The 16829-nt window shown below is 31.9% G+C and carries 19 protein-coding genes; 4 read left to right on the forward strand and 15 right to left on the reverse strand.

Going from position 1 to position 16829, the window contains the following annotated elements:
- Positions 1-31 precede the first annotated feature (31 nt).
- Positions 32-1249, reverse strand: coding sequence for an MFS transporter (locus ATO12_RS09295; protein WP_051575709.1), 1218 nt, complete (start codon positions 1247-1249; stop codon positions 32-34).
- Positions 1250-1371: 122 nt separating this feature from the next.
- Between ATO12_RS09295 and ATO12_RS09300 the strand changes: the two genes are divergently transcribed.
- The 3 genes from ATO12_RS09300 (at position 1372) to ATO12_RS09310 (ending at position 3993) form a co-directional block, all read left to right on the forward strand.
- On the forward strand, positions 1372-2265 hold the full coding sequence (locus ATO12_RS09300; protein WP_034241454.1) for a LysR family transcriptional regulator: 894 nt from the start codon (positions 1372-1374) through the stop codon (positions 2263-2265).
- A gap of 179 nt (positions 2266-2444) precedes the next feature.
- A complete protein-coding gene (locus ATO12_RS09305) occupies positions 2445-3494 on the forward strand; it encodes a hypothetical protein (RefSeq protein WP_034241456.1) in 1050 nt (349 codons plus the stop codon).
- A gap of 1 nt (position 3495) precedes the next feature.
- Positions 3496-3993 (forward strand): GNAT family N-acetyltransferase, encoded by a 498-nt coding sequence (locus ATO12_RS09310; protein WP_034241457.1) that lies wholly within the window; start codon positions 3496-3498, stop codon positions 3991-3993.
- 62 nt (positions 3994-4055) lie between these two features.
- Here the strand turns inward: ATO12_RS09310 and ATO12_RS09315 are convergent, their stop codons facing one another.
- The gene (locus ATO12_RS09315) at positions 4056-4892 is read right to left on the reverse strand and encodes an AraC family transcriptional regulator (RefSeq protein ID WP_034241459.1); all 837 of its coding nucleotides are present in this window, start codon (positions 4890-4892) and stop codon (positions 4056-4058) included.
- A gap of 95 nt (positions 4893-4987) precedes the next feature.
- Here ATO12_RS09315 and ATO12_RS09320 point away from each other — a divergent pair, with 95 nt between their 5' ends.
- Positions 4988-6004, forward strand: coding sequence for a zinc-binding alcohol dehydrogenase family protein (locus ATO12_RS09320; RefSeq protein ID WP_034241460.1), 1017 nt, complete (start codon positions 4988-4990; stop codon positions 6002-6004).
- 56 nt (positions 6005-6060) lie between these two features.
- Here ATO12_RS09320 and ATO12_RS09325 read toward each other — a convergent pair whose 3' ends face one another.
- The 13 genes from ATO12_RS09325 to ATO12_RS09385 all read right to left on the reverse strand — a co-directional run bounded on the left by ATO12_RS09325 (position 6061) and on the right by ATO12_RS09385 (position 16822).
- A complete protein-coding gene (locus tag ATO12_RS09325; protein WP_034241461.1) occupies positions 6061-6633 on the reverse strand; it encodes a uracil-DNA glycosylase family protein in 573 nt (190 codons plus the stop codon).
- A gap of 196 nt (positions 6634-6829) precedes the next feature.
- Positions 6830-7306 carry a YHS domain-containing (seleno)protein gene (locus ATO12_RS09330; RefSeq protein WP_034241969.1) on the reverse strand — a complete coding sequence of 159 codons (477 nt, stop codon included), beginning with the start codon at positions 7304-7306 and terminating at the stop codon, positions 6830-6832.
- A 19-nt stretch (positions 7307-7325) separates the two neighbouring features.
- Positions 7326-7676, reverse strand: coding sequence for a hypothetical protein (locus ATO12_RS09335; RefSeq protein ID WP_034241462.1), 351 nt, complete (start codon positions 7674-7676; stop codon positions 7326-7328).
- Positions 7677-7685: 9 nt separating this feature from the next.
- Positions 7686-8036, reverse strand: a complete 351-nt coding sequence (locus ATO12_RS09340; RefSeq protein WP_034241463.1) for a hypothetical protein — start codon at positions 8034-8036, stop codon at positions 7686-7688.
- Between the two features lie 108 nt (positions 8037-8144).
- On the reverse strand, positions 8145-9251 hold the full coding sequence (locus ATO12_RS09345) for a helix-turn-helix domain-containing protein (RefSeq protein WP_240486117.1): 1107 nt from the start codon (positions 9249-9251) through the stop codon (positions 8145-8147).
- 154 nt (positions 9252-9405) lie between these two features.
- On the reverse strand, positions 9406-9918 hold the full coding sequence (locus ATO12_RS09350) for a hypothetical protein (RefSeq protein ID WP_131248802.1): 513 nt from the start codon (positions 9916-9918) through the stop codon (positions 9406-9408).
- A gap of 32 nt (positions 9919-9950) precedes the next feature.
- Complete coding sequence (locus ATO12_RS09355; RefSeq protein WP_034241465.1) at positions 9951-10910, reverse strand: phage tail protein; 960 nt, start codon at positions 10908-10910, stop codon at positions 9951-9953.
- Positions 10894-11418: a hypothetical protein gene (locus ATO12_RS09360; protein WP_034241467.1), complete on the reverse strand. Its 525-nt coding sequence runs from the start codon at positions 11416-11418 to the stop codon at positions 10894-10896. The genes ATO12_RS09355 and ATO12_RS09360 overlap by 17 nt, the downstream gene beginning before the upstream one ends.
- Positions 11418-12605, reverse strand: a complete 1188-nt coding sequence (locus ATO12_RS09365; protein ID WP_034241468.1) for a PilN domain-containing protein — start codon at positions 12603-12605, stop codon at positions 11418-11420. The genes ATO12_RS09360 and ATO12_RS09365 overlap by 1 nt, the downstream gene beginning before the upstream one ends.
- Complete coding sequence (locus ATO12_RS09370) at positions 12605-14500, reverse strand: type II secretion system protein GspD (protein ID WP_081802017.1); 1896 nt, start codon at positions 14498-14500, stop codon at positions 12605-12607. The genes ATO12_RS09365 and ATO12_RS09370 overlap by 1 nt, the downstream gene beginning before the upstream one ends.
- A 2-nt stretch (positions 14501-14502) precedes the next feature.
- Positions 14503-15918 carry a GspE/PulE family protein gene (locus ATO12_RS09375; RefSeq protein ID WP_034241470.1) on the reverse strand — a complete coding sequence of 472 codons (1416 nt, stop codon included), beginning with the start codon at positions 15916-15918 and terminating at the stop codon, positions 14503-14505.
- The gene (locus tag ATO12_RS09380) at positions 15915-16400 is read right to left on the reverse strand and encodes a hypothetical protein (RefSeq protein ID WP_131248803.1); all 486 of its coding nucleotides are present in this window, start codon (positions 16398-16400) and stop codon (positions 15915-15917) included. Before ATO12_RS09380 ends, ATO12_RS09375 begins: the two co-directional genes overlap by 4 nt.
- Positions 16400-16822 carry a hypothetical protein gene (locus ATO12_RS09385; protein WP_034241473.1) on the reverse strand — a complete coding sequence of 141 codons (423 nt, stop codon included), beginning with the start codon at positions 16820-16822 and terminating at the stop codon, positions 16400-16402. Before ATO12_RS09385 ends, ATO12_RS09380 begins: the two co-directional genes overlap by 1 nt.
- Between the last annotated feature and the right edge of the window lie 7 nt (positions 16823-16829).

Genomic DNA, 16829 nt, shown 5'->3' on the forward strand with positions numbered 1-16829 from the left:
TTTATTCTTTAAAACTAGATTATTATATTCTCTAAAAAACTCCTTTTGTTAATTTATATGTATTGGTGGTATATAACTTGGCGCATACCATAAATAATACTAATGAAAAAAGAATGAATCCTATTAAAACAAAAAGAAAATTAGACCATCCCCATTTTGATAATATATATCCTGTCGAACTTCCAATACCCCCTGCTCCTATGTACTGACATATTAGGTATAAGCAATTTGCTGTGCTTTTTCCTTCAATTGCATATTGAGATATTATCTTGTTTACCACCGTCTGAATCCCTAATAGACTAAATGTAAGTAAGCTTAAACCTAATACTAATAGCCATAACTCTTCTACAAATAGTCCTAATGTTCCTATTAGAAATAGTACTAACAGGATTTTAAGCATACGAAAAGAGTGAATTCGGTTAGTTAAGGCCCCAATTGTTATTGTCCCTCCTACTCCCGTGATATAAATTAGAAATAATAAGGAAATAACATAATGCGGAAGTGAAAAAGGAGGCATTTCTAGCCTGAAACTTAAATAATTATAAATGCTCACAAAAGTCCCCATCATTAAGATCATCAAAATGTAAACTCCCAAAAACAAAGGGTTTTTAAGGAAGTTTTTCATGTATATTAGCTTTTGAAATGTTTGAATTTTTTGTGGATTAAAGTTTAAGGATTGTGGTAAAAGTCTCATAAAAAAGACACTTAATACCATTCCTACGCCTCCAATAAATAATGTAGCTATTCTCCAATCATACCAACTAGAAATTAAACCTGCTACCACACGTCCCCACATACCACCTAATACATTTCCGGCTAAATATATCCCAATTACAATCCCAACATATCTTACCTCAACTTCTTCAGAAATATAAACAATAGCGACTGCTATCACTCCCGATAACAAAAAGCCCTTTATAAAGCCAAAAACAACCAATATATTAAAACTCCATGAGATTGCCGAGAGCATTGTGACTAATGAAGATAGAAATAAAGCAATCAACATTAATTTTTTGCGGTGTAATATATCTGCATAAAACGCAAACATAAAAAGGCCTAGAGCAATACCAATCATAGAGGATGAAACAACCAGACTACTAACAGCCGGAGACACCAAAAAACTTTCGCTTAGCGATGGTAATAACGGCTGAAACATATAAAACTGTGAGAAAGCAGCTAAACCAGGGATAAATATCGCTTTTCGGATATCTTTATAACGTCTTGTACTTATTTCTGCTTTTGTTTTCATTACTGTAGTGGCATCCTCTTTTATTATAAGTTAGAAAGGAATTGAAGTACAAAGTTTAAAATTATTTTTACATTAGTAAAACGTTATTTTCTTATCATATACATTAGTAAAACTTATTAATTATGGAGTTACGCCAATTGAGCTATTTTGTTAAAGCCGCAGAGTGTTTAAATTTTACCGAGGCTGCTCATAAAGTATTCATAACACAAAGTGCGCTTTCGCAACAAATAAAATTATTAGAAGAGGAATTGGGGGTTCCTCTTTTTGATAGAATCGGAAAGAGAATACAACTTACAGAAGCTGGTTCTTTATTTTTAACCCGTGCGAGGCATACACTTAAAAATGCCGAAAATGCCAAACAGCTAATAGAAGATTTACAAAACCTGCAATCCGGAACTTTATATATTGGAGTAACCTATGGGTTAACCAATTTGTTTACAGAAACATTGATATCCTTTTCTACAAAATTTCCTGCTATACAAGTGAAAGCTTTCTTTGGTACATCGGATGAATTAATAGAAAAACTCAAATCGGGTATGTTAGACTTCATTTTATCTTTTAATAAGGCAACAGATGATCAGATGATTACAACTATTCCGTTATTTCAATCCTATTTAACGTTGGTAATACATGAATCCCATCCATTTGCCAGCAAAAAACAAGTTAGTATAGAAGAACTTAATACAATAGAACTGGCTGTGCCTGCAGAAGGATTTACCACTAGAAAAGTTCTGGACAAAGCATTTAGAACTAATGAACTTCCTTATCAGTATCAAATAGAATTAAATCATATTCCCACCTTAATTCGACTTATCGAAACCGGAAAATGGGCAACTGTTCTTACAAAATCGACCACACAATATTTGCCTACACTTAAGAGTATTCCTATAAACAAAAAGAAACTCAAATTACGATCAGCAATACGATATCTTAAAGGGAATTATCAAAAAAAAGCTTCTAAAATTTTCTTTCAAATGATTTTAGAGCATTATAAACAGAATACCGATTTAAATTAGCATACCATGAGAATGATAATTCAGAAAGTTATCATAAATAAATCCATAGACGATCTAAAAAAATAAATTATAACCTAAATTAGAACGGAATTCTAAAATCTAAAAACAGGTAAGGATGATTGCCTATTTTTTTAATAACAACTTTTATATTCATTTAGGTTAGCGTGATAAGGTAATACATGAATGATCATACTTCAATACAAAAAATAAGAATAGTCCTGGTAGGCCTAGGTACCGTAAACATTGGTGTACTTAAAATTTTGATAGAAAAAAAGGTCATCATCGCAAAAAATTATAACCTGGAAATACACGTTATGGGTGTGGCCGATTCTTCTGGAATTGCTGTAAAAGAAAATGGATATACCTACGAAGAACTAATTCATTTAAAATCGAATGGAAATAAAGTAAACCAGTTAGAAGGATATCTCTCTGGAGTGTCCATAGAGCAAATTACAAATCACATAAAAGCTGATGTATTGATCGATGGATCACCAGTTAATCTTAAAACAGGAAATCCGGGATTACAAGCAATACGAAACGCTCTTGATAAAGGATGGTCTGTAGTTAGTGCAAACAAAGCGCCACTGGTATTAGCCTATGATGAGTTGCATCAACTGGCCAAAAAGCACAGTGGGAAACTAGCATATAGTGCAACAGTTTGTGGAGGACTACCTGTAATCAATATTTTACAACGTGATCTGCAAGCGACAAATCTTATTGGTTTTAAAGGAATTTTTAATGCTACTACTAATTTTATCTTAGAAGCATTAGAAAAAGACGGATCTTTTGATGATGCAGTTAAAGAAGCACAAAGATTAGGTGCAGCAGAAACTGATCCATCCCTGGATATTGACGGATATGATACCGCAAATAAACTGTATATCATCATGAAATCTTTTACAGAATTCTCTGGTACAATCTCCGACATACAAATAGAAGGTATCAGAGCTATTACTTCTGAAGACATTAAACAGGCAGCGATACAAAATAAAAGAATAAAATTATTAGCTGTAGCAGAAAAAAAAGCAGATACCTGGAGTTTATTAGTTCGCCCCACAAAGGTAGAAGCCAGTTCTTTTATAGGTAATTGTGATGGTTGGGAAATGGGTATTGAATTACAAACCGATTATTACGAGGAGTTATCTATGAAAATATATGAAGAAGATCCGATAACCACCTCTGCAGCTGTAGTAAGGGATCTTATTAACATTTCAAAAAAATCTTTCTAATATGAAATCTCCCGAAATACATATTCGACCTGCAAATAAAAAAGATCTCGAAGCAATTTGGAGTCTATGGAAAGTAGTCGTAAATCAAAAAGTCTATTTCCCTTATGACGATAGTTTTTCACGAGAACAGATTGAAAGCAGTTGGATAAATCTAAATAATAACTGTTTTGTGGCAGAATTAGAAAAAGAGATTGTAGGAGCTTACATTTTGAAGCCTAATCAACCAGGATATGGAAGTCATATTGCTAATGCTTCATATATGGTTAACAGTCAAAAAAGAGGGATGGGCCTTGGACATAAGCTTTGTGCGCATTCTATCAATGCAGCAAAAGAATTAGGGTATTATGCTATGCAGTTTAACCTGGTCGTTAGTACCAACTCACCTGCTATAAAAGTATGGCTGGCAAATGGTTTTGAGATTATAGGAACCATACCTGGAGGTTTTAAGCATTTTGAAAAAGGATATGTAGATGCTCATATTTTTTATAGGAAATTATAAGTTTTATACATTTCAGAAAAATGATACATATGTAAGTTCTATATGGTAAAATCATGATAGACTCATGCCAATTCTTTTCTATACTTTGTGGGACTAATTCCTTTATTCTTTTTAAAGAATTTATTAAGATGACTAACATCTGTAAATCCTAATTCATCAGTAATTTCGGTTATGCGCATATCACTATATTGCAGCCTGTTTTCTATTAATTTAATCCTGTAATTTGTAATATACTGCTGTAAGGTTTCTTTGGTATGCTTTTTAAAATAACGACCAAGGTATGTTTTAGAAATACCAAACTCATCACAAATTTCTTCAGTTCTCAATTTGCCCGGGTCATATATATTCTCTTGTATATATTGTAATATGTTCATCGCTTTTTCTTCTGTGCCCGCATCTACCTCATCAGGAAGGTATTTTGCGATATTTCTCGCCACAATAACAATTAGTGTATTCACTAACTGCTGTATAATTTCTTTGTTGTATAAATCCCTGTTAACATATTCCCGTATCATAGCTTCAACCATAGGTTTGACCAATGTTTTATCGGTGAGGTTTCTTAAAATACACCCTGGTTGATGATTTGCATTTTTTAGAATAAATTCTAATCGTTGAATATTATCAGCACTTATTTTTCCTGATTTAATATAAATATCATTAAATCTCAAAAAGAAAAATTGTGTGGTTGTATTAATTTCTATAGAAGATATATCCGTAGGAGTTAATAAAAGCATATGTCCGGGACGATATTGAAATTCGTTCTTATTTACCCGTTGAATTCCTGTACCCGATAAAATATAAACTAATTCAAAAAAACTGTTTTTGTGCTCATGTACCGGAGATTGATCCAATGTCTCAAAAGCAATCGAAAAAGGTTCGTATAAATTCTTTTTATCCATGATTACACATTTTTACATTTAAAACGAAAAAATATACTATTAAATAGAGCTAACAAAGGTATAAATTTGCTGTAAATTATTAAAACATATATTTTATGAAAGCCATAGGAATCAAAACATCATTACCTATAAGTGAAGAAAATAGTTTAATTCAGTTTGAAACAGAACAGCCTCTACCAAAAGGACATGATTTATTAATAAAAATCAAGGTAGTAGGTATGAATCCAGTAGATTATAAAGTTCGGCAAAGAAGTGCACAAAACCAGGAATTAGATTCCCCAAAAATATTAGGTTGGGATGCTGTAGGTATTGTTGAAGCCATAGGTGACAAAGTAACCTTATTTAAAACGGGAGATGAAGTGTTTTATGCAGGAGACATTACACGTCCCGGATCTAATGCCGAATATCAATTAGTAGATGAGCGTATAGTAGGTAAAAAACCGACAACTATTTCTGATGCAGAAGCTGCTGTAATGCCTTTAACTTCGCTAACCGCTTGGGAGACATTGTTCGACAGACTCAAGCTAACCCCAGGAGAGGGAGAAGGAAAAACAATACTAATTATTAGTGGTGCAGGTGGTGTTGGCTCTATTGCAACTCAATTAGCCAAAAAACTAACCAATTTAACCGTCATAGCTACTGCTTCTCGTCCCGAAAGTCGTTTATGGTGTCAAAATATGGGAGCCGATCATGTTGTAAATCATCATAATCTCATAGAAGAAATACATACTTTAGGGATCAATACCGTAAACTACATTCTCAATTTTTCGGGAACCTCTGATCATTGGGAAAACATAATCGAATTAATTGATCCGCAAGGACATATATGTACTATTGCAGAATCTCCTGATAACCATATCAATATAGGATCTTTTAAATCTAAGAGCATCACCTTGTCTTATGAACTAATGTACACAAGATCTATGTATCAAACAGAGGATATGATCGAGCAACATCATATCTTAAATAAAATAGCTGCATTGCTCGAAAACAATAAAATTAAATCAACACTCAACAGCACTCTTCATGGTTTTACTATTGAGAACTTTAAAGAAGCTCATCAAAAATTAGAGTCAGGAAAAACCATAGGAAAAATTGCAATTACATTTTAAAAAACACACTGTTTGGAAATAGAGAAATAATAGCTAAAATAGAACTCTATTACGAATTACTTAAGTATTGAGCGAACCTGTAGTTGTAACTGTGGTATGACCTCTTTTTTATACCATTCATTTTTTGCCTGCCAAATATTATTTCTTGGCGAAGGGTGCGGTAATACAAAATAATCTGGTAAATATTCTTTATAATTTTTTACTGTATCTGTTAATGTTCTTTTTAATCGATCGCCCAAATAATACTCTTGAGCATATTTACCAATAAGTAAAACAAGTTCTACATTTTCTATTTTAGTCAATAGTTTTTGATGCCATAAGGGAGCACATTTTTTTGTTGGAGGGAGATCTCCGGATTTCCCTTTTCCCGGATAGCAAAACCCCATAGGTACAAGCGCTATTTTTTCGGGATTATAGAACGTTTCATCATCTATCCCCATCCAGGCTCTTAAATTCTGCCCGCTTTTATCATCCCATGGGATTCCCGACTTATGAACGATACTTCCTGGAGCTTGCCCTATGATCACTATTCTACTATGGGCATGTGCAGAAACTATTGGCCTTGGTCCTAATTCTAATTGCGCTGCACACTCACTACATTTTGAAATCGAAGACAATAATTTTTGCATAATATATACTACGTTTTGTAAACTGATTAGTAAATTATAAAATAATATGGTTTTACTTAACCTGTTTAAGATTTGTTTGATTTTTTGTTCTATTCTTCAAAAAACACCCCAGCCAATTAGCTAAGGTGTTCTGCATAAGAAAAACTAAACACCGGTTAGGACTTTTCTACTAGACTAAAGAAAAGTATCAAAACCTTTAATTATATGTATTACGAAGTTTCTCCCAATTGCTATTAGCTTTTGCAACTAATTTTTTGTGATTGTTTTCTGCAAGCCATAATTGCTGTGCATCTAACTCTATGTTGTATAAAAACAAAAAGTACTTTCCGTCTTTTACTACAAACTTATTCGGGTCAGGTCTAAATTTGGCACCAGCATACACACCAAATGCACAGAATCCCCCATATTGTGGTAAATATTGTTTAGGGTTCTTATCAAACTTAGACTTCTGCTCTTTAGAAGTAAAATAATACACAACCTTCTCATGTTCAGATTTATATTCTTTGTTTCCTCGTTGTGCAATACCGAGGTCCAGATAAGATACAGGACTATATCCCTGTAGTGCTATATTGCTGTTATCGATATTATTTCCTTTCTTATCCTGTGCAATAGTAGTCATGGTTGTCATTATCATTACTACTAATATTATTTTTATGTTTTTAAAAGTTTTCATATTTCTAATTTTAAAATTGTTATTTACTTTCACTTAGAGAAACGACTAGAAAAATTACAGCGGCATTTATCCAATAGTAATATCCATCTATTCCTTTTAGATCAAACAAAAAGGGAAGTATCATAAATGTGATCGCTACCAAAAGATCTATAGCCAGATGTCCCTGGTATGGAATTGTTCTTACAATCCCTAATTTGTAATTGGTAAGTATACTAACTACAATTACCGCAAGACCAGTTAAAATCGAAAACCAAAATGCTATCCCTGAAGAGTTCCCTAGATTAAGTAAAATTGGTAACGTTATAAGGCCTACTGCCGCCGAATAATCGGCTACACCATGCAATGTGGGAGTGATAATTCTTAATTTCATGTTTTAATCTTAAGCGTTAAAATATTCTTCTTGTATAACCTGTCCGTCATTGTTCCATATTCGTCTTATGATTTCATGCCAAAAAATGGTGCTATTATCGGTCATCTCGAAATCAAATGTAAATTCTGAAGCAGAAACATTACCATCTACTATCGTATGGTGATGAGTAATACCATTTACTTTTTTAATAGAATTGGCAAAACCTTCCATCTTTTCTACCATTTGCGCTTTATTTTTGGTCGTAAGGTTATTATAATCAGAGGTTGTAGCATCCTCGGCAAAAAATTGTTTTACCGCATCTACTATTGCTCCTTGTGTAACAATACGATCCATTTCTGTAGCTAATGCTTTAATATCCATTGTTTTATTTTTAAATGATTAAACAAATATTGTTTTGTAATTACACAACAAATTTCTGGATATGTCGAGGAAAGAGAGCTACAAAAAAAGTACTAGTTCTTGTACTTTTTATTCTTGAAATGTGCTTTTGAAATGTGATGGAGATTCTCCTGTATAATGCTTAAAAAAGTTAGAGAAATGGTTAGGCTCTTCAAAACCTAACTCTATCGAAATCTCTTTAATTGTAAGGTTTTTGGCTAAAAGAGACTTTGATGTATGAATCATTTCAGATCTAATAAGTTTCCCCAGAGAAGTTTGCATTTTATCTTTCACTTTCCGAGATAGTACTTTTGGAGAAAGGTTCATTTTTGAAGCATAAAAGTCAAGTGTTCTTTCTTTGGTATGGTATTGTTGAAGAAGTTCGAGGATATTCTGAGAGAAAAGATCTCTATTTTGATAATCAAAATCTTCTCTAAATTCTAACGGATTTCTACCCACGTTATTTTTAAAAACTCTGGTAAAATATGCCGGATCGTTGTATCCTAAATCATAAGATATTTCCTTAATACTTTTATCGGTAAAAGCAATCTCTTTTTTACTTTCTAATAGTTTTTTACCCGACAACAGAGATTTTAGAGAAATTCCTATTTTATTTTTAATCAAAGATTGAATATTATATCCATTTTCATCAATCAAAGCAGTGAGTTCTCTATTGTTAAAAGTACTAGAATATTGCATATCAATAATATCCTTTGTATCAAAAATAACCCGGTACTCTTCCTTATTGGCCTGAAATGGGTTTTGGCAATACCACTGTTCTGCAGAAGCATCTATGATACGATCTACTGCTATATCATGCCCTGCTGTTTGATTTGTTATTTTTTGAAAATCATTGGATGCATCAAAATTAATATACCCAAGAGAAATAAGGTGCTTAAACAACACTCTAAACTCTTTATTTCTAATCACCATTTCATCAGGAAATTCGATTTTTCGAATCAGGAAGTTATCTGAAAGAAATTTTATATACTGCCCCTTTTCGAGATAAATAGCTTTGTTTTGCCAATCGAAGTAATTCTTAAAATCTACCTGAATACCACCACTACCAGATAAAACCTGGAAAAAAGTATATTGATCTATAAAGTATACTTTATTTATTTCTGGTGTAAATTCTATAAACACAATAATAGCTTGATTGGTGTATAGTGGGTCGAAATTTTTATCAAAAAATAACACCTCAACAATCTATTAATTATTAAAATCGACAAAAGTTTTTCTTAAAGAGTTTAAGAATATACTTTTTAGAATATATAGAGCAAGGTGGTAGAGTGATATATTTTCTTTTTTACAGAAAGCATTCTGGGTATAATTTAACAGTATACCCAGTTTATTATTTACTTTTTAATACGGTTTTACTTTCCCTGCTTCTTTTTATGATTATAGAATCTCTAAATATTTTTTTTACCGAAATATCTTCTAGCATATCCCCTTCTCTAATCTTATAAAATTTATTATTCATTCTAATTAAGATTAGTTCTGAAGTACTTTTAGATCCTTTTACATAACCGTGGTAACTTAATTTAGGCCATGGTTTCTTAACGCTATTTTTAGGAGTAATATTTGTTTTCTTAGGCCTGTTATTCGACACCAATTTCGTATTTGTTTTACGCTTTTTTGTTCTAGAAACAACGTATTTCCCTAAGAATGGGTCTCTTTCAACTTTTCTAAGATCAAAGGTATCTTTCGAAAAATTCATTCTAGGATCCACAATAGTAATTGGATTAACCGATACGTTGCTCTCTTCTACATTGTTTCCAAAAAACTTGAAAATTTTATTAAAAACAATTGCCCAGATGACAAGCATAAAAAAAATCAGAACGCTATTTAAAATCTTTTTATTCACTAGCCTAAAAATTACAATTCATTAGGTTCTATTTACTCAACCGTTATTTTTCTAACTTCACTATAAATACTTTTATTACCCGCTTGATCTAGGATTCTTACTCTCCAATAATAATCCCCTAAATTAGAAAATGTTATTTCCTGAGAGTTCGAACTAGTTGGTACTGTTTCAATTATAGTTGCAAAACCGCTATCTGTCGCTACTTCTATAACGCTAGATAATGTAGATTGTATTTCTCCTGTATCACTAGGTATATTCCAGGTAAAAGTAATAGGAGATGATCCTTTTGCATCGTTATTAGGAGATGCCAATGTGGGTTGGTTAGGTGCTTGAGTATCCAAAAATATCTTTCTCGTTGAGAATTTGGTTTCACTATTATCATTTACTGCTTTTACTTTCCAGGTATAAATTGCATCTTCACTCATGACCGTAGAACTAAGTGTAAAATTATTATTGGTTAAATCAGGAGTCTGGATTTCGGTGGCTGTATTTCCTTGAATGGTTTTATCAACCACAACAGTATATGAAGTTGCCGACTGGATTCTATCCCAGGTTAATATTAAAGCATCCTTATTCGTATAAAAATTCTCTGATGGTGATGTTAAAAACACAGTTTGATTTGTTAAATCATCTGATACAGAAAGTGTAAAAGAAATAGGAAAACTATAGGCTGTGGTGTACGCAAAATTTTCTCCTCGTATCCTCCAGCTGTATTCACCAGGATTAAGACCATATGTAAAGTTATTTCCCTTAACTAACGAGTCTAACACACTTCTTTGTGTAGCCTCTTCTACTACTTGTATTCTATAATCATCTGCATCTGCTAATTCGTCCCATCTAAACTGAACCGAATTACCATCGAGATTACTTTTATCTTTTGGCGCTACTGTTGTTACCAAATCATCTGTAATATTTTCTTCGAGAACATCATCGCATGCTATTAACAGAAACAAACTGCCAAAAATTACACCTATACTAACTATTTTTTTCATAATTCTGAAATATTATCTTTACTCTTAATTTATTTTTTCGTGTTTGGAATTCTTTTTCTTTTACAAATGAAATACTAACAATATTTGAAAACTTAAATTCTCTCTCGAATGCATACACTATTTCTAATAGTTCATTAAAATCTCCTTCTAATGTTAATTGGTTACTAATTACATTAAAACCATTACTTTCTGCTATATGAATTTCATCTAAGTTAAAAACATATACATTATCATATGTAGATGCAAAATCTAGTATTTGTTGTTGTATTTCTTCGGGTTCTACTCCTTGTTTTCCTATTATTTTATCATAAAATTTTAATTCTGCCTGTGTTTGAGTAACATCGGTTGTTGATGAATTTACATACGCTAATTTATCTTCTAATTCCCGAACCTGATCATAGGCGTGTCGAGTGATTTTAAAAGATCGTTTATTCGCTGCCATAAATAGCAATATTCCAATCGCTATAAGCCCAATTAATTTTTGTTTATATGTTAAATTTGCAAACACTATTGTACAACGATTTTTAAAGTGAATTCACTTTTTTTATTTCTACTCTTACTAAAATCCAAAATCTCTATTTTGGAAATCCATTTTTCCTTCTTTAACTCTTTAACCCAAGAATTAATGGGCATACTCGAACTAGAATTACCATTAATAATAATGGTATTTGTTTCAAATATTATCTTTTCAAAATTCTTAATCTTTTTCTGTGTAGGGTTAATCTTCATGCTATTAAGCCCTACATTATCAGGGATTGAGTTTACAATACGATACATATAAAAAGAAAGAAAGTTTTGATTTAAAATCCCCGATTCCTGAAGTATTTTTGTTTTGTTCTCTTTTTCGCTTTCTAGTTTTTTTACCTGATTATAAGTATCATTAAGGTTATATAATTGAGATTCGTAGCTTACATACTTATCATTATAGTAATTCAATAATAAATAACTAATCAATAATGCAGACAGGAAAAAAATCCCTAGTACCGTAGCAACGGTATTAAATGCCTTTTTAAGTACATTTTCTTTTTTATTCTCTTTTAAAAATTCTGCATCATAGCTAAAATCATCTGATGGATATAAATAATGAAGCAGTGTAGAAAATAAAGGAACCTGGGTATTGTTAATCTTTTCCTCTCCCAGGATATATTCTTTGGTAATAGCATCCTGTTTTTGGGCTTCTATTAGATAGTTTTCTTCAAAACTCAATTCATAATCGGCAGAAATAATTGATGATGTATTAGATAACCCTTTAAATAGTGTTCCTATAAAAGGGCCAATACTATAATCTACAACCAAATATTTACTTTCTAAAAACAGTGCAAAGAATTTTTCTAAAACATCTTTTCTTACTATTGAAATAAAATTTTGTTGATTTTGGTGTAGTTCATAAATATAAAAATCATCAATAGAAGCGTTAAACAATACTTCTTTTAAATAGTTTCCTTTTGCAGAAACTTGTTTATTTATAATCCCTTTTCCATAAAAATTAAGAAGTAAAGGAACCGATGTATTCACTTTATCTTTAACAACGTCAAAATCCTCTGTAGAAAAAGAATTTTCTACCGACAAAGCATCGGATTTCTTATCTACTATAAGCACATTATATATTGGGGTATCCCCCAATACTATACCTATAATAGCATATTGTTTTTCCTGAAAAGGCTTTACAATATTATTTTTTATCTGTTCTAACATTAGTAAACAACAGTCGGTTTTATAAACACATGTAACTTTGACTTCTTTTTTTTCTTGGTTTTACTACTAAAAAACCACTTTATTATTGGTATTCTAGATAAAACAGGTGTTCCTGTTCCTGAGTTTTCTTTTTCTAATTCATCTAATCCTCCCAGAAGTATCATTTCACCATTTCGTACTCGAACCAAGGACTCAAACTGCTGGGTTGATTTTCCTGGTGGAGCGTTCTCTCCTGCTCTTCCTAAAAAGGCACTCTTTTCTACCACAATAGTTAGTGTTATTTGCTCATCTTTAGAAACAAAAGGTTTTATATTAACACTTAAATTTGCATCTGTAGCTTTCCATTGACCTGACTGTAAAATATCACTATTTACTCCAGTATTAATTAACCTGTTATTTTGTTCGAAGTAATAATTAGTTTCTCCTATAGAAATTTTTGCTTCATGACCACTTAGTGTAGAAATCTTGGGAGTCGATTGCAATCGGATTATAGAATTATTTTCTAAAGCCTTTAAATTAAGATAAAAGTCTTTTGCGACTTTACCAAGATTAAAAATACCAAACCCATTAAAGGCATCTATTAACTTATTTACAGAAGATGAATTTAAAGTAACTTCAGATTGTGGAAATAAAGCTCCAGAAGTAACTCTCTCTTTTTTATCTATTCCTGCTTTAATCCCAGTTTGAATATCGTATCCTTTTTGATATTGTACTATAAGTACCTCTATAAGGATCATAGGGACCACTTTATCAATTTGTCTTATATATTCTTTTAACTCTAATATTCTTGGTCTTGAACCAGATACTACAAATCCATTAAGTTCTATAAACTCCTTAAGTTCTACATTTTCTATTAAGTTTTTAGGTAATGTTTCTAAAACAGTTTCTATCGTTCTGTTCTCAAGTTGTATAAGTTCTGTACTTCTAAGGCCTTCTCCATTTTGATCTCCGATAAGATAAAAATCATCTGTTTTTTTGTATGTACTGTTTTTACCCATAAAAACATGATCCAAAAGCTCATCGAAAGTAATTTCATTTACTACCAATGTTGTAGTTGCTCCCTTTGGTTTATCATACATGAAGTAGTTGACATTGAGTTTTTCTGCTGCTTCTAATATCAGCGAAGTAATATCGGCATCAAATGCCTGAACACTTAAAAACCCACTCGGAAGAACCGTTATTTCTGCAGATGATTCTGGGCTTCTGGTTTTCTTACCTTTCCTCGACGATCCAGTAGCAGTACCTGCTGCTGGTACTTGATCTTTTTCTACATAATAAAACCCATTATCATCTTTAGTGATAATTAACCTATTAGATTTAGCCATCATTTCCATTACCTGATCAAATGGTCTATTTAAGATATAAGCAGAAACTTTTTCATTTTTCACATTAGGGCCTAAGATTACATTTTTACCAGACACATCAGTAATCTTTTTAGCTACGCGAGGTAGAGAATCGTTTTTAAGTTTAATAGCCAAGAAATCATTTTGGCTATTGTAAGTGACATCGATTTCTTTAAGCACTTTTGGTTTCGGAAGTTCTTTTGGTTTTATAGTTTTCTTAAAAACAATGATTTTGTTTATAAACTCTATACTTAGATTATATTTCTTGATCACAAAAAGAAACACATCCTTAACAGGAACATTAAAAAAGCTACTAGAAACAATCTGGTTAAGATCTGGATCTGCACTTATATTTAGCTTGTGTTCTATTGCAACAGAGGTTAGAAAATCATATAGTGTAAGTCCCGAAACATCTATCTGTATCGTTTCGTTAAGTTCGGGAGTTTCTTGTGCATATGCATTAATTTGTTCCTCTATCTTTTGCATGTCTTGCTGTGCATACGAAAGTGGAATTACACAAACTAATACTATATAATATAAAAATTTCTTCATAATTAAGCTTTGATCAGCAGCGAATAAATTTCTTCGAGAGAAGTTTCCCCTTCTTCTAATAAATTAAAAGCTTTATCCGCGAGGCTTTGGTATTTATAACTTATATTTTGTTCTAGATTATGACTATTATTTTTAATGGCATTCACCACATCATCTGTGATCGATACAATTTCATAAATTGCTCTTCTGCCCTTATACCCGGTATAGTAACATTCTGTACATCCTACCGGCATATGATGTGTAGATAAGGCCCTAGGAAGCTTATAATTTCTAGGAAGTTCTTCTTCGTTAAAAGGAGTCTCTTTTTTACAATGCGGACATAATTTTCTAACTAATCGCTGCGCAACAGATAGGTTTAAAGTCTCTGCAATATAAAATGCAGGAACTCCCATATCAACTAATCTGGATATGGTTCCCAGTGCAGAATTAGTATGTATTGTAGACAATACTAAATGTCCTGTTAATGAAGCTCTGATAGCCATTTTAGCAGTCTCGGCATCCCTGATTTCCCCCAGCATGATTATATCTGGATCTTGTCGTAAAAATGACCGCAATGCAGAAGAAAAAGTAAGCCCGATATCTTCTTTAAGTTGTACTTGATTAATTCCCTGTAACGTATATTCAATCGGATCTTCTACGGTTACAATATTTCTTTTTACATCATTAAGAAGTTTTAGCGTAGCATACAGTGTTGTTGTTTTACCAGATCCGGTAGGCCCGCTAATTAATACAATACCGTTATTCTTTTTTACGGCTTCAAGGTATTTAGCTTTTTCATCTGCCTCCAACCCCAGATCTTCTAATCTAATATTAGAAGCATCTTTTCCTAACAGACGCATCACCACTTTTTCACCATGTAAGGTGGGTAATATAGAAACCCTAATATCAAAATCTTTATAATCTATCCTTCCGTCTTGTGGTAGTCTTTTTTCTGTGATATCCAGATTAGATTCTATTTTGATCTTATTTACTAATTCTAAATAACTCTCTTTAGGAATTTTATATTTTTCAACTAAAACACCATCAATACGTAATCTTGCTCTTGCTTCCTCTTCATATACTTCAAAATGAATATCACTACTACCAATAGATTTGGCTTCAAAAATCAAATTATCCAAAAAGCTACTTTCTACAGTAGATATACTTTGTGTTGCTTCCTGATCTCTAGTATTCTTTCTGTAATAAACAAACAGTGCTTTATTTAATCGTTCTGATGAAATCTCATCAAACTTCAATGATTTTCCCAAATACAATTCTAACTCTTCTTTGATCTCAGAATTTACTTTTTCTGCATCGATATAGAGTTCCATTACATCCTCGGTATTGTTCTTAGGAATAATACTATAATGATGTGCTAAATCAGCGTTGATAAGCTGTTTTAGTTCTACAGATATTTCTATGTTAGCATCAGTACTCAAATGATAAAGTCGTAAAAAATGTTAGTTGATAAAAATAAATTTGGAATCATCAAACCGATGATATATAGTGATAAATATCCCGCCAATGGTATCGTTTTTTGTTCATCTTTATTCTGAAATATTGCATACAATACTAAAGACAATATCATCCCCGAAATAAAGAACAACATATAATTTCTAAAGGAAAAGAGAGGAATCACAGCGATTAAAAACACCAAATCTCCTATACCAATATATTGCTTAAATGGGTTTTGAAATTTTGACTTTTTAATGGAAAAATATGCCGCAATTGAAATGAAATTAATTCCGATAAATGCCAATGATTTCAAACCATCAAAAAGAACTATGATATCTTTATTCATATATATACTCACCACAAACACCAAAATAGGTAGCCCGATGTGTATATGTCTATATTTGATATCCTGATATAGCATTACTCCAAAAGAGATGAATAAAATAGATACTAATACGTATGTCATTAGTCCTTTACCGTTTCTTTTAATAACTTATTATGATCAATCTCCCAGGTATTAAAAGTGCCATCACCATCAAAATCGGATAGAGAAACCGCTCTGGCTTTAAAAGAATTAGTAGACGCTTCTATGATCTCAATTCTATACACAGCTTGCCCTCCTTCACTAATAGATAGTGCTGGTTCAAAGCCTAAAGCTTCAAAATCGGTTGTATACTTAGAGTTACGATAAAAATAGCTTTTCTCTAATCCATACAGATGGTTAAGCATACTCTGGGCTTCAATGGCTTTTGCTTGAGATACTACAGCCGTTTGGTTTGGTAATACCAATAGTATTAAAATCCCGATAATACATAATACAATTACCAATTCTGACATCGAATATGCCTTTACATATACCTTTTTACTGGTGTTCTTTTTTATCTTCATTTTCCTT

The sequence above is a fragment of the Aquimarina atlantica genome, from assembly GCF_000626715.1.
Lineage (GTDB): Bacteria > Bacteroidota > Bacteroidia > Flavobacteriales > Flavobacteriaceae > Aquimarina > Aquimarina atlantica.

Excerpts from the sequence above, each read along its gene's own strand:
- ATO12_RS09310 (WP_034241457.1), top strand. The coding sequence starts at position 3,496 with ATGAAATCTCCCGAAATACATATTCGACCTGCAAATAAAAAAGATCTC.
- ATO12_RS09330 (WP_034241969.1), bottom strand. The coding sequence starts at position 7,306 with ATGAAAACTTTTAAAAACATAAAAATAATATTAGTAGTAATGATAATG.
- ATO12_RS09380 (WP_131248803.1), bottom strand. The coding sequence starts at position 16,400 with ATGACATACGTATTAGTATCTATTTTATTCATCTCTTTTGGAGTAATG.
- ATO12_RS09365 (WP_034241468.1), bottom strand. The coding sequence starts at position 12,605 with ATGTTAGAACAGATAAAAAATAATATTGTAAAGCCTTTTCAGGAAAAA.
- ATO12_RS09335 (WP_034241462.1), bottom strand. The coding sequence starts at position 7,676 with ATGAAATTAAGAATTATCACTCCCACATTGCATGGTGTAGCCGATTAT.
- ATO12_RS09315 (WP_034241459.1), bottom strand. The coding sequence starts at position 4,892 with ATGGATAAAAAGAATTTATACGAACCTTTTTCGATTGCTTTTGAGACA.
- ATO12_RS09370 (WP_081802017.1), bottom strand. The coding sequence starts at position 14,500 with ATGAAGAAATTTTTATATTATATAGTATTAGTTTGTGTAATTCCACTT.
- ATO12_RS09355 (WP_034241465.1), bottom strand. The coding sequence starts at position 10,910 with ATGAAAAAAATAGTTAGTATAGGTGTAATTTTTGGCAGTTTGTTTCTG.
- ATO12_RS09295 (WP_051575709.1), bottom strand. The coding sequence starts at position 1,249 with ATGAAAACAAAAGCAGAAATAAGTACAAGACGTTATAAAGATATCCGA.
- ATO12_RS09325 (WP_034241461.1), bottom strand. The coding sequence starts at position 6,633 with ATGCAAAAATTATTGTCTTCGATTTCAAAATGTAGTGAGTGTGCAGCG.
- ATO12_RS09385 (WP_034241473.1), bottom strand. The coding sequence starts at position 16,822 with ATGAAGATAAAAAAGAACACCAGTAAAAAGGTATATGTAAAGGCATAT.
- ATO12_RS09300 (WP_034241454.1), top strand. The coding sequence starts at position 1,372 with ATGGAGTTACGCCAATTGAGCTATTTTGTTAAAGCCGCAGAGTGTTTA.
- ATO12_RS09305 (WP_034241456.1), top strand. The coding sequence starts at position 2,445 with ATGAATGATCATACTTCAATACAAAAAATAAGAATAGTCCTGGTAGGC.
- ATO12_RS09320 (WP_034241460.1), top strand. The coding sequence starts at position 4,988 with ATGAAAGCCATAGGAATCAAAACATCATTACCTATAAGTGAAGAAAAT.
- ATO12_RS09340 (WP_034241463.1), bottom strand. The coding sequence starts at position 8,036 with ATGGATATTAAAGCATTAGCTACAGAAATGGATCGTATTGTTACACAA.